Origin of the sequence: Limosilactobacillus portuensis (assembly GCF_028607025.1) — a bacterium.
Taxonomy (GTDB): Bacteria; Bacillota; Bacilli; order Lactobacillales; family Lactobacillaceae; genus Limosilactobacillus; species Limosilactobacillus portuensis.
The window spans coordinates 723,932-737,236 of record NZ_CP117296.1; the positions used below are offsets into that span (position 1 = coordinate 723,932).

Here is a 13,305-nt window from a genome sequence, read left to right on the forward strand (position 1 = left end):
AAGGTGATTTTATTATCTATTTTTTTAATATTTAATTAGCGCCATTAGTGAAATCAACAACCATTCGACCAACGATTTTACCGTTCTTCATTTTGTCAACAATATCATTGATTTCGGATAACTTTCGCGTGTGAACAATTGGGTTAATAGCTCCTTCAGCTGTTAATTCAAAGGCTTCAGCTAAATCCTGCCGGGTACCAACTAATGAGCCAACAATTTCAATCCCATCAAGGACTGTTTTAGCGATTGGGACGTCAATATTTCCTTTTGGTAGTGAAATTGCAACAACCTTCCCACCGGCACGAACAGAAGCAAGTGCCTGATCGTAACAAATCGCTGCAGTAGCAGTAACAACTGCTGCCCATGCTCCGCCAATCTTATCTTGAATCTCCTTTGCAGGATCAACCTTGGCAGAGTTAATAACCATATCCGCACCAGCCTCTTTAACGGCTTGGAGCTTTTCATCACTAATATCAACGGCAATTACGTGGGCCTTAAAAACATTTTTCGCCCATTGAACGCCCAGATTACCTAACCCCCCAGCACCATAGATTACTAACCATTGACCAGGACGAATTTGACTAGTCTTAATTGCTTTGTAAGTGGTTACTCCAGCACAGGTAACGGAAGTAGCCTTAATTGGATCCAAGTTTTCTGGAACTTTAACAGCGTAATTAGCTTTCACAATGCAGTATTCAGCCATTGCCCCATCAACAGTGTAACCAGCATTTTCGACGTGACGGCAAAGTGACTCGTTACCAGTAATGCAGTATTCACAGTGACCACAGCCAGAGAAGAACCAGGCAACTGATACCCGATCGCCAATTTTAAGGCTAGTTACATTTGGCCCAACTTTGACAACGCGACCAACACCCTCATGACCGGTAATTCTACCAGGAACCTTACCAAAATCGCCAGCAGCAACGTGTAAATCGGTATGACATAAACCGCAATATTCAATTTTTACTAGGGCCTCACCCGGTTTTAAGTCACGAAGAGTAACATCCTTAACATCAAAGTATCCATCACAATCTTTACGAACAACGGCAGCTTTCATTTTGTTAGCCTCCCAACTTAGTAAAACAGTTAGTTAACAACTATGATCCGAATCACTATGGTCAATGTAACATAGGTTTATTTTTCTTGCAAACGCTTACAAGTAAAGGAACTCTCATTTTATAAACGTAAAATTTTACTAAAAGGGTAATTAGTAAATTGGTAAACTAATGATTAATTTTAGCTCTATGCTAACCGGTTAACATAAAGAATGGTATTGGTCTAGATGAATATATGCAAAATTATTCTAAGAAAAAATAATTTAAAAAATGATCAGTTGATGCTGATCATTTAGTAAGGTGATTCAAGTGTTCATTTAACTCTTGCAATTCTTTGCGCAATTCCTGGTTTTCTCTTTCAATCTGGTCTAATTTATCTTGGATTTGGTTATTGTCTTCTTGGGAGAAATAATCGGTAATTGTACTGGTAATAACCCCGATTAACCCAATTCCCACGAGCATTAATAGGACACCAGCAATGCGGCCGATCGTGGTGGTAGGTGAAATATCACCATAACCAACTGTTGAGGCCGTAGTAATTGCCCACCAAAGAGCGGTGGAAAAATGAGTACCTTCAGAGATGCTGTACATCGAAGCAGAAATCAGAAGGACCGCGCAAGTTACATAAAGGTAGTACAGGAGACCATCCTTTTCGATAAACCGGTTTAACCGCCCAGTCAATCCAATTAGCCGAACGATTCGTAAGAAAGTGAAAACTCGACTAACCCGATTCCACCGGAAAATCCATGCAAGACCATTAACGGGGATAATTGAAAGCAGATCAAAAATATTATGCTTGAAGAACTTTTTCTTATCCTTTGCAAGGTAAAATCGGGTAAAGTAATCAATTGTAAAAATAACTAAGATCCCGTTATTAACTGCCTTGAAAGGTTCATTATTGATATTAAGCTCATGAGCAAAGTCAAATGCGATTAATAGAACCGAAATAACCGCTAATAGGGCCATGGTAAGAAGATATAAAATGTATACTTGACGTTTCAATTTGGCTTAACTTCCTTATTTTTACATTGAGCGGTTCAAGAGTTGGGTTGTTACTTTTTTAAGAAGTTTCTGAGTAGGGCTTGTTGGTAATTTATCAATTAATTGTAATGATTTATTAGTAAACTTACCAGCCAGTTCATGAGCCTGCTTAACACCGCCATACTGGTTAACTAATCGTTGAACCGCCTGAGTATCTTCGACCGTCATTTCCTGTTTTTTGGTCAAGTACGGGTTAAGTTCTTCATAGTGCTCTTTTAAGACTAGGAGAAGTGGCAGGGAATAAACACCGGTAGCGAGGTCTTCAAGAATTGGCTTATTTAATTTTTTATTGGTAGTATAGTCCAACATGTCATCCAGAATTTGGAAGGTAATCCCGATATTTTGCCCGATGTGCTTAGCGAGGTGAACGGTTTTAGCATCGGCACCGCCGAAATATGCTCCTTCTTGAGCAGCCAAACTAAAAAGGGTAGCTGTTTTGCCGTTAATATTCCGATAATACTCAAGAAGTGATTGTTGGCGATAGCGTTGATTCATTTGCCCCAGCTCACCAGCGAGAATCTTGCGCATTGCTTGAGCGTTCGTTGCTAGATAAGGTGAACTCTCCATGGTTTCAACTAATAAGTCGAAAAAGACGGTAAATAGTAAATCACCACTATATACCGCTGTATCCTTGCCAAAAGCTTTTTGAATACTTGGCGCTCCCCGTCGTTCAGGGGAGTCATCAATCACATCGTCATGAATTAAGGTTGCCATGTGGAGGATTTCTAATGAGGAGGCAATTTTGATTAACTTAAAACTGTTCCAATTATCCTTGCCGCTTAATCGAGCAAAGGTTAGGCAGAAAGCAGGACGGAGATACTTACCGCCCTTTGAAGCCATTTGTTTTAGTGCTGCCTGCAAATCAGTATTGTTAACGGTTATTCGCTGATTAATCAGGTGATTGACTTCCTGAAGTGCGTTATTAAGCTGTGGGTCACTACGGAAATAATGTTTGTCCATTGAATGATAATTCCTTTGTATTGGTGTACTATCATATTGTAACAATATTTTTAAATGAATGGGAAGTATGAATGTGTCATTAGATGTCTTTTTAGAGTTAGTTGAGATTAAAGCCAAAACTGCTAGTATCCTCCCGATGCTTCTCGGGGTCTGCATGAGTGTTTATTATTATCACTCATTTAACCTCATTAACTCAATTCTCTTTTTTATTGCGATGCTCCTTTTTAATATGGCCGTTGATATGATGGATAATTATAATGATTATAATCATGCGGTTGATACTGAGGATTACAAGAAAAATACTAATATTATTGGCCGGGAAAAAATTTCTCCCAAACTTGTCTTAGCCTTGATCCTTATTTTTAGTATTATCGCTGCTGGATTGGGAATTTACCTTGTTACCCGAGCTGGATTGCCGCTGCTTTGGATGGGAATCTTCTGCTTTGCTGTGGGAATTTTATATTCGTCAGGCCCATTCCCGATGAACGGGTTACCGGTCGGTGAATTCTTTTCCGGTTTTACGATGGGCTTTATGATTATGCTGATTTCGGTTTATATTAATAAAACTGGTAACTTTGATTGGAGCTGGACTAACTTAATCAAGATTTGGTTAGTGGCTTTGCCATGTGAACTGTGGATTTCAAACCTGATGCTTGCTAATAATATTTGTGATGCTCAAGAAGATGAAGATAACCACCGTCACACCATTATTCATTTTATTGGTGTTCAGCAGGGGCTAAATAGTTTTACCACTAAAAATGTTATTGCGTTCTTAGCAATTATTACCGCTGTCATGGCCCGCTTGGCTCCGTGGACAATGTTGCTTACTCTATTGGTTATTCCGTTTGTTATCAAACAGACAAAGCTTCTGTATCACGAACAGGTCAAAAAGCGCACTTTCCCCTGTGCCGTTAAAATCCTCCTCGTCGGCTCCCTCGCCCAAGTAATAACATATGGGGTGGGAGTGTTATAGAGTTAGAGTGCGAAGCCGTAAAAAGCTCCCGGATGATAACGATTTCTCTCGACGAAGGCGACTCGCGCCTAGGAGAGAGGTCGTTATCTTGGGGGAGCTTAGGCTGAGCACGTTTTGACTATGTTGTCTAGAACGTTAGGGCGAGCACAATTCTACTCAGCTGCATTAGAAAGCTGGAGGTTGCTGGCTCTAGCAAGTTCCTGGCGAGCAGATCTTAGCTATGTTGCATCGGAGGTGGCGGTCGTGACGAAGGAGTGAAGCAGAAAACTTATTTTCGTCTGTGAACCCTCGCAAGGCTGATTAGACTTCTGGCTATCAACTTGTTGATGAAAGAAGTCAATCAGCTACTGCGTACATCTCTATTCCGTTGCCCTAATCCAATAAGCTATCAAACGAAGAAAAGGACCAGGAAGAAACAAATCGTTTCTTCCTGGTCCTTTAACTATTGCCAGTAATTTACTGAGTCTAATTCGTAGTTTGTTTATTCTTTAATTCCAAAATGAATCGCTGCAGCACCAAAATTAAGTGATGAATAGTTGACGGCCTTAAATCCGGCATCAGCTATCATTCTAGCTAATTGATCAGCGGAAACAAATTGCTGGCTTGTTTTTTTGAGGTACTGGTAATCTTTAACGTGGCCACCAGCAAGTTTGGCCAAGTAAGGGAATGCTTTAAAGTAAGCTCCCCAACCAACCTTAATCAGTGAATTGGTCGGCTGTGACATCTCCAGGACTCCTAATTGTCCACCAGGCTTTAATACCCGATAAATTTCGCTTAATGCTTTATCTGCAACGTTCCGTAAGCCAAAGCCAATCGTAACAATATCAAATGACTCATCTTCTAATGGGAGGGCCATTGCATCTCCATTAATCAGGATGAGATTCGGGATTGCCTTGGCTTTTTTCTCAGCAATTTTTAACATTGCAGCATTAAAGTCAACACCGGTAACGCGTCCTTGGGGTAGCCGGTTAGCCAGTGCAATTGCTAAATCTCCGGTTCCACAACATACATCAAGGGCCTTAATTCCCGGTTTGAATTCTAAACCGGCTAAAAGCTTTTTCCGCCAGAGCTTTTGTGTTCCAAGACTAATAATATTGTTAAGCTTGTCGTAATTGGGAGCAACTCTGGTAAACATTTCGTTAACTTCAGATTCGTTTTTGAGGTGATTTGTTTTTGTCATACTAATAACCTTTCTTGTTAGTAGCTGGTTTCTTTGGTTGTACTAGTACAATCAAGATAAAATTAATTAATAGTGTTAGTCCGGTAATCGCGAAGACCATCGGGTATGAGGATAGTCCAGAGATGATCGAGCCCAGAAGTGAACCAAAAACAGCTCCACCAGCTTGGAATGACTGGTTAATGCTGAAGACCCGACCAAAGGCTTCCGTTGGCACATTCAGTGTTAAGACGGTCTGGGCAGCGGGCATTAATGCTGCGTTGGCTAAACCAAGAAGAAAACGCCAAAAAGCTAGTGACCATGGTGAATGGGTAAAAGTCATTGGGATGAACAGGATAAAGGCAGTAATTAGTCCGATTCGTAGGACCTTTTCTGGACCGATTTCGTCCATCGTATGACTAACTTTTGAGGCAGCAATGAGGGTCCCTAATCCCGGGGTTGCGGCAACAATCCCAGCAACAAAGGCAATGTTGCCATGGTTATGCATTAATTGACGGACGTACAAACTAATAATTGGGCTAATTGACATTGACGATGCCATAACGATAAGCGTCGTTAGGAAAGTAACGAAAATTAGCTTGCGGTTAGGAATTTCAGCCATAACTTCCCTAATTGGTCGCATCTTTTCTTTCTTAATCGGTTTGAAATGTCGTTCCTTAACTAGGAATGTCGTGCTTAGAAAGACACAGAACATCAAAAAACCAGTAATGAAGAAGGGGACCCGGTAGCCGAATGCTCCTGAAAGAACCCCACCAAGTAGTGGTCCAACAAGGTTTCCGGCAATCCCGGCGGTTGAAATTGCTGACATTGCCCAACCAGACTTGCTATGGGGAGTTTCACCAGCAATTAAAGCCGCCGCGTTATTAATGTATCCAGAGAAGGCACCCTGTAAAAATCGCATTCCGATAATCATCCATGCTGACTGCGAAAGTCCAGTAACAAAGATTGTACAGGCCATTACTCCAGAAGCCCGCATACACATTAATTTACGCCCTTTTTGGTCGGCTAAACTACCCCAAAGTGGTGAAACAATTGCCTGACTAACAAAGGTGGCACCGAATGCTAATCCTGAGTAGAAATTTAATTGAAATTTTGAAAAGTTACCAAGTTCATTGATAAATAGTGAAACGAATGGCATTGTCATTGAGAATCCCATCCCGGTTATAAAACAGCCAATCCACAATGAATAGAATGTTTTGCGCCACAGGGGAGATAGCTCAGAATCCATATAAATATTTACTCCTTTTTAATTGTAGTAATTACGAGTATAGCAAGTTCACGGGAAAGAAGCTAATTTTGTTCAGTTTTCTTGATTCGTAAATAACGGTAGAAACTAAGGATCATGAGAACAACCATGATGACGGTTGCCCACATTCCATAGCGGATCCCTGTTACTAATGAAGCTGGTGTGTTGGCAATAACCACACAGAGAGTAACTGAAACAGCCCCGAAAACTTGTCGCAGGGTATTGTTTAACGCTGTACCGTGACTATTCTCCTCCTGGTTCAAGTTAGAAAATGCTTCCGAAAGTGCCGGGCTAAAGACAAAGGCATTCCCAATCATTCGGAGCATATAGGTTAGGGTAAGGAGAGTGATGGACGAATGGCGGTTAACGAGAACCAGTGGAATCGAAGCAAGCAGCATAATAACTGCTCCGATCGTAATCAGCCATTTTGGGCCATACTGATCATAGAGTCGACCGACAATTGACGCGGTAATGGCATTGGCAATTGCTCCAGGAAGCAGAATTAATCCAGAGAGAAAACTGCCCATTCCGATAATCTTTTCTGTATAAATTGGAATTAACTGTTCAGTCCCTAAAAGAACCATAAAAGTAAACACACCGACAATCGTCATCCAGCGAAAGGATGGGTAAGTAAAAATTTGAACTTTCAGCATTGGATTCTTTAAGTGAAGCTGTCGTTTGACAAAACCTCCAATGACAATGAAACCGCTAATTAACATTACCAGACCGCACCAAAAATTGATTTGGAAAACGGTTAAACTTCCTAAAGCTAATCCAGAACCAATTAATGAGATGATCACGGAAATGTAGTCGATCTTGATTGGTCGTGGGGTGGAGAAGTTAGGCAATTTCAAATAGCCAATAATAAAGGCCAGAATCATTAGTGGCAGGACAAGGATGAATAACCAGCGCCATGAAAGAAACTCAAGGATCAATCCAGAAATCGTTGGACCAAGGGCTGGGGCGGCAGAAATAACAAGGCTTGAAAGGCCAAGAATCGACCCGCGCTTTTCAATTGGATAAATTGAAATCATTGTCGTCATTTGAAAGGTCATTAGCATCCCACTGGCACAGGCCTGGATCAACCGTGCAATTAAAAGGCTTGCAAAATTACTGGCAAAACAGCCTACTAATGTCCCGATAAGGAAAGTTCCAATAATTCCAATAAAGACGTGTCGATTAGTAAACTTTTCGTACATGTTTGATGAGAGCGGGGTCACAATACCGATAATCAGGGTGTAGCCAGTTGTTAACCATTGGACTGCATTTAATGAAACGTGAAGATCCTCCTGAATAACGGGGAGGGCTGTTACCATCATTGTCTGACTTGCTAAACTAATAAAACACGAGCCGAGCAATACGATTGTAATAATTTTTCGGATCTGTGGGCTTACTTCGCCATTTTGATTCACGCTATTACTCCTTTACTTTTTAAGATTACTAAAATAGTTTACCATGAGGTGTCAAATCAATTGCTGCTTCTTTAACGAATTCTTTGGTACAATTATCAGTGAAGTGTAAATTTTAGGAGAAGGAGCGGACTTAATGAAAACGAGGATTGCAGTTTTTTCAGACGTTCACGGAAACCTAAGTGCAATGCGTGCAATGTACCGTGATAGTCGTCAACAACACGTTGATCAATATTGGTTTGTGGGCGACCTGTTAATGCCAGGGCCGAGTGTTAGTAAAATCTGGCGGTTACTTAAGATCATTAATCCAAGTGTAATCGTTCGGGGAAACTGGGACGATCTGGTAGTTAATGGCGTTCGGGGGAAAATTGATGTTAATTACCCATCTCATATTTACTTTGCTCGGTTAGCCCAGTATGTTGGTCAAAGCGCTCCACGGGGGATGGTTGATGAGATAGCAAATTGGCCTCTTCATATTACCAAGAAGGTTGGTCCCCTGAATTTCGGTATTTCCCATAATCTACCGTGGTTAAATATGGGTCAGGATCTTTTTCCAACCCAATCAACTAAGAATTTTGATCAGGTGTTTACCCCAGCTAATCCGCCAATTGATGTTGCGATCTATGCTCATGTCCACCATGAGATTATGCGGTATGCAAGTGACGAACGAATTGTCATGAATCCTGGGGCTGTTGGTGAGCCATTTAATGGTTGGGATAAACTGCATCGCGATATGCGGGCTCATTACTTGGTAATTGAGGTTGATGATCTCGGAATGGCATCCGTCAATTTCCGTCATGTTGGTTATGACCGAAAGGCAGAACAGGCAATTGCTGATCAGTCTGCCGTTCCCTATGTTGAACTGTACGATCTGATGATGCATACCGGAAGGGCGTATACTCATGATCCCGAAAAATTAACTCGGCTGAATCAAAAGTACGGTTATGCTGCTCAGTATTTAGATTACTGTAAACGTCTTGGTCAAAATTAGTCAGACTTTTTTCTTGTAAGTCTTACAAAAAGTTAGTATAATAATATTTAATGAATTGTTCGCAAATGTTGATTAATGACGCGGGTTCTCATTATCGCTATAAGCTGATGAGAGCACGTTATGCTGTTACAGTCGCTTGAAAATATTAGCCTAAACTAATCGGAAAATTCAATACGGGCCTTAACCATTAGTTTGTTAATATTTCGTTCGTTTTGTTATTAATAGCTTATCCACAAATAATATGAATACAAAGGAGATCTTTAATTTATGGCAAAAAAGTCAAAGATTGCTAAGTTGAAGCACCAAGAAGCATTAGTAAAGAAGTATGCTGAAAAGCGGAAGCAATTAAAGGCACAGGGAGACTACATCGCTTTGTCCAAGTTACCACGTAATTCAAGTGCTGTTCGTCTGCACAACCGTGACCGTTATGATGGTCGTCCTCATGCTTATATGCGTAAATTCGGCATGTCCCGGCTAACTTTCCGTGAACTTGCCCACAAAGGACAAATTCCTGGTGTTAAGAAGGCTAGTTGGTAGTAGAAACAGAGTGCGAGCCAGCAAAGGACTTGCGGAAAGCCAGCAATTTCTCCTGACGAAGGCGTTCTGCGCCTAGGAAGGAGGTTGCTGGCTCTAGTTAACTCTCACTGCGCACATTTCAATTCAGCTGCCGAGAACATAATACTATTATCCAACTAAACCATTGTTAACATGATCACGATCATGTGCTATACTATTGTCTGTAATAGTTAAGTAAATAAGAATTTAATTTAGATAGAGAGTATGATATAGCCTCTTGAATCAGCAAATTTGTTGGTTTAAGAGGTTTGTCTATATTAAGGAGTCATTATAAACAACCTAAGATTAGTTCAGAACGATTGTTTTTCGTTCTGAACTAATCTTAGGTTGTTTATTTTTTAGTTTAAAATATTTTATTTAAAATAATTCTAATTTAGACTTGATCTTAAATTTAAATTAGTTATACTGAAGATGTAGTTAAGAATGATTCTAAATTAAGGAGAGATTATTATGATGAATTTTATTGGCCACGAAATTGATGATTTTAAGGTAAACGCATACCAAGATGGTAAGACTAAGGAAGTTACTAAGAATGATGTTTTGGGCAAGTGGAGCATCTTCTTCTTCTACCCAGCTGACTTCTCATTTGTTTGCCCAACAGAACTTGAAGCTCTCCAAGATAAATATGATGACTTTAAGAAGGCTGATGCTGATATTTACTCAGTTTCAGAAGATACTGAATTTGTCCACAAGGCATGGGCTGAAGCATCAGAAAAGATTGGCAAGATCAAGTACAACATGTTAGCTGATCCTGCTGGTAAGCTTGCCCGGATGTTTGATGTTTTGGACGAAGACGCTGGTCAAGCTTACCGTGGTGTCTTCATCGTTGATCCTGATGGTAAGATCCAATCTTACACAATTAACAACATGGGAATTGGTCGTAGCGCTGATGAAATTCTGCGGACACTTCAAGCTGCTCAATTTGTTCGTGAACATGGTGATCGTGTCTGCCCTGCAAACTGGAAGCCAGGCCAAGACTCAATTAAGCCAAGCCTTGACCTTGTTGGTAAGCTTTAATTTATAGGAGGAAACACCGATGAGTGAGCATATCTATGATTTGATCATCGTTGGTGCCGGCCCAGCCGGATTGACGGCTGGCCTTTATGCTGGTCGGGCAACTCTTGATACGCTAATTCTTGAGGGGAATAGTGTTGGCGGTCAAGTAACGACGACATCCGTTGTTTATAACTATCCCGGGGTAGCAGAGGTTGACGGCACTGAATTGATGAATAAAATGCAAAAGCAGGTTGCGGATTTCGGTGTTGAAATCAAACATGCTGAAGTTGCCAAGTACGATAATTTAACCGCTGACGTTAAAACCGTAACTGATGCTAATGGTCAGCAGTATCAGGCCCGGAGCATTATCATTTCTGGTGGGGCTAACCCAAGAAAGGTTGGCTTCCCTGGTGAAGAAAAGTTCCGTGGCCGGGGTGTTGCCTACTGTTCAACTTGTGATGGTGAGCTTTTCACTGGTCTGCAGATTTTCGTTGTTGGTGGTGGCTACGCCGCTGCGGAAGAAGCTGACTACCTAAGTCGTTACGGGAAACACGTTACCGTTTTAGTTCGGGGTGATCACTTTACCTGTCCGCCATTGATCGCATCTCGGGCATTAGATAATCCAAAGGTTAGCGTTAAGTATAATACTGAGGTAGAAAGTGTTTCTGGTGATGATTACTTAACCGAAGCCACTCTGGTTAATAATAAGACCGGTGAAAAGACAGTTTACCACCTTAATGATGGTGACCAAACCTTTGGCGTCTTTATCTATATTGGGACTCAACCAGCAACAAAGAACCTTGAAGGAGTCATTAATCTTAATCAGCAAGGTTATATTATTACTGATAGTCAACGACAGACAAACATTCCGGGCGTCTTTGCAGCTGGTGATATTATTGAAAAGTCGCTTCGACAAATAGTAACGGCTACTGCTGACGGCGCTGAAGCTGCTACAGCTGCCGAAAAGTATATTGCTGATCAAAAACAGCGGCTTGGGATTCCAATTCATGCAGAAATTAAACAGCCAACCAAGACAGTCGGTCAAACCTCTTCTCTTGATAATCAAGAGGAAGTTACTCCGCACGCTGGTAATTGGTTATCTGCAGATATTGATCAACAATTGAAGCCAATCTTTGCTCGTTTGACAAGAACCGTTACTTTACAAATTTTAACTAACGGGACACCATTAAGCGACCAGTTGCTTGGCTTTGTAACGGAATTTGCCAGCTTGGATGAGGAACATATGAAGGTTGAGAAGCAGGCTGCCCCGCAAGATGTTAAGTATCTGCCACAATTACGGTTGCTTGATGCTAATGGTAATGATACTGGACTTCACTATGCAGGGATTCCGACAGGTCATGAATTAAACTCTCTCGTTTTAGGCATCTATAATGTTGCAGGACCTGGACAAACGATTTCACCGGAAATGGTTGAACGGATTAAAGCACTTCCTGAAGCAACCATTAAGATTGGTGTTTCACTAACCTGTCATTTCTGTCCTGATGTTGTCGCTGCATGTCAACGGATGGCTGCATTAAATCCAAAGATTACGGCAACGATGATTGACCTACAACACTTCCCAGAATTACGGAAAGCTAAGAACATCATGAGTGTCCCCGCAACAATGATTAACGATGGACCTGTCATTTTTGGCAGTCAGACGATGGAACAGCTTGTTACAGCTGTTGAGAACACTCGTACTTAAATTTCTCAGAATAGTCATTTCGTTTTATATTAGATAATGATTGAACATGTATCAGAACAAAGCTCCACGCATTTAGGCTTAAAATGCTGGAGCTTTTTTTATAAAAAAGATTAAGTCTGCTATAATTGGTTTTAGAAAGAAGGATGGATAATTTGAGAGTACACATTACCAACACGCACCATATGATTGGGGTGGCTAGACTGGCCCAGAATATGGTAACGGACATTGCGACGAGAGAACTTGGCTTTCGTGAACTTGGTGTTTTTCAGTATCAGGACAAAAATGAGAGCAAGAGTTCACTAATTTCTCGCTTTGATGGGATGTTAGCGGGAGTCGAAATGGGTGATGTAATCATTTTTCAATCGCCATCCTGGAATTCAGTTGAATGGGACACGGCATTTCTTGAACGAACCCTGATTTATGATGGGTTAAAGCGGATTATTTTTATTCATGATGTGATTCCATTAATGTGGAAGAGTAATCGATACTTGTTGGATAAGTGGATTAGGTATTACAACATGGCTGATGTGATCATTGCCCCATCTCAATCCATGGTTGATCTTTTACGTCAGCATGGCTTAACTGTTAAAAAAGTTGTTATCCAAAAGATGTGGGACCATCTAGTTGACAGTGAGCTGGGGAAGGAAAAGCCTCACTATGCTCCAATCATTAACTTTGCTGGCGACCCAACTAATCCAAATAAATTTGGCTTTGGTGGAACCTGGTTTAATCCAGACGTTAAGCTCCGGGTCTTTACATCACCAAAAGATTGGGGAGTCGGTCGTAATATTGAGTTTGTTGGCAGTATGCCCGATATCGCTTTATTAAATGATATTCGTCGGACAGGGGGCTTTGGTCTAATTTGGTCTGGGGATCCTTACTGGCTTGAATATATGAAGCATAATTGCTCATTTAAGCTATCAACCTATTTGGCTGCTGGGCTACCGGTCATTATCAATAGTGGAACCCCCGCTCGTGACGTTATTGAGAAAAAGAATCTGGGAATTATTGCTGATTCGCTTCCCGAAGCAATCGAACGAGTTCAAACAATGACGACCGCGGAGTACGATCAAATGGTTAACTCAATTGATGACTTTGCAAAGCTGATTCGTGGAGGCTACTTTGTAAAACGAGCATTGACTGAAGCGGTTTTTAAGGCTTTTTATGATTAGTAAT

12 protein-coding genes are annotated in these 13,305 nt (G+C 41.1%); 6 read left to right on the top strand and 6 right to left on the bottom strand.

Going from position 1 to position 13,305, the window contains the following annotated elements; translation table 11 throughout:
- Positions 1–31 precede the first annotated feature (31 nt).
- From adhP to PRK60_RS03670, 3 genes are all read right to left on the bottom strand, one after another.
- On the bottom strand, positions 32–1,057 hold the full coding sequence (gene adhP, locus PRK60_RS03660) for an alcohol dehydrogenase AdhP (protein WP_273646338.1): 1,026 nt from the start codon (positions 1,055–1,057) through the stop codon (positions 32–34).
- A 286-nt stretch (positions 1,058–1,343) separates the two neighbouring features.
- Positions 1,344–2,021: an ion transporter gene (locus tag PRK60_RS03665; protein WP_102169272.1), complete on the bottom strand. Its 678-nt coding sequence runs from the start codon at positions 2,019–2,021 to the stop codon at positions 1,344–1,346.
- A gap of 57 nt (positions 2,022–2,078) precedes the next feature.
- A complete protein-coding gene (locus tag PRK60_RS03670) occupies positions 2,079–3,056 on the bottom strand; it encodes a polyprenyl synthetase family protein (protein WP_102169223.1) in 978 nt (325 codons plus the stop codon).
- 73 nt (positions 3,057–3,129) lie between these two features.
- Between PRK60_RS03670 and PRK60_RS03675 the strand changes: the two genes are divergently transcribed.
- Entirely contained in the window at positions 3,130–4,029 is a 900-nt protein-coding gene (locus PRK60_RS03675) for a prenyltransferase (protein WP_102169224.1), read from the top strand.
- 481 nt (positions 4,030–4,510) lie between these two features.
- On the opposite strand, the gene ubiE is transcribed toward PRK60_RS03675, so the two are convergent.
- The 3 genes from ubiE to PRK60_RS03690 all read right to left on the bottom strand — a co-directional run bounded on the left by ubiE (position 4,511) and on the right by PRK60_RS03690 (position 7,864).
- Positions 4,511–5,209: a bifunctional demethylmenaquinone methyltransferase/2-methoxy-6-polyprenyl-1,4-benzoquinol methylase UbiE gene (ubiE, locus tag PRK60_RS03680; protein ID WP_273646339.1), complete on the bottom strand. Its 699-nt coding sequence runs from the start codon at positions 5,207–5,209 to the stop codon at positions 4,511–4,513.
- Position 5,210: 1 nt separating this feature from the next.
- Positions 5,211–6,434 carry an MFS transporter gene (locus tag PRK60_RS03685; RefSeq protein ID WP_273646340.1) on the bottom strand — a complete coding sequence of 408 codons (1,224 nt, stop codon included), beginning with the start codon at positions 6,432–6,434 and terminating at the stop codon, positions 5,211–5,213.
- Between the two features lie 62 nt (positions 6,435–6,496).
- The gene (locus PRK60_RS03690; protein WP_102169227.1) at positions 6,497–7,864 is read right to left on the bottom strand and encodes an MFS transporter; all 1,368 of its coding nucleotides are present in this window, start codon (positions 7,862–7,864) and stop codon (positions 6,497–6,499) included.
- A gap of 133 nt (positions 7,865–7,997) precedes the next feature.
- On the opposite strand from PRK60_RS03690, the gene PRK60_RS03695 reads away from it, so the two are divergent.
- The 5 genes from PRK60_RS03695 (at position 7,998) to PRK60_RS03715 (ending at position 13,301) form a co-directional block, all read left to right on the top strand.
- A complete protein-coding gene (locus tag PRK60_RS03695; RefSeq protein WP_102169228.1) occupies positions 7,998–8,852 on the top strand; it encodes a metallophosphoesterase family protein in 855 nt (284 codons plus the stop codon).
- A 267-nt stretch (positions 8,853–9,119) separates the two neighbouring features.
- Positions 9,120–9,389: a 30S ribosomal protein S14 gene (gene rpsN / locus PRK60_RS03700; protein ID WP_102169229.1), complete on the top strand. Its 270-nt coding sequence runs from the start codon at positions 9,120–9,122 to the stop codon at positions 9,387–9,389.
- 492 nt (positions 9,390–9,881) lie between these two features.
- Positions 9,882–10,445, top strand: a complete 564-nt coding sequence (ahpC, locus tag PRK60_RS03705; RefSeq protein ID WP_040531529.1) for an alkyl hydroperoxide reductase subunit C — start codon at positions 9,882–9,884, stop codon at positions 10,443–10,445.
- Between the two features lie 19 nt (positions 10,446–10,464).
- Positions 10,465–12,129 carry an FAD-dependent oxidoreductase gene (locus PRK60_RS03710; protein WP_273646341.1) on the top strand — a complete coding sequence of 555 codons (1,665 nt, stop codon included), beginning with the start codon at positions 10,465–10,467 and terminating at the stop codon, positions 12,127–12,129.
- Between the two features lie 143 nt (positions 12,130–12,272).
- The gene (locus PRK60_RS03715) at positions 12,273–13,301 is read left to right on the top strand and encodes a sugar transferase (RefSeq protein ID WP_316243091.1); all 1,029 of its coding nucleotides are present in this window, start codon (positions 12,273–12,275) and stop codon (positions 13,299–13,301) included.
- Positions 13,302–13,305: the final 4 nt, after the last annotated feature.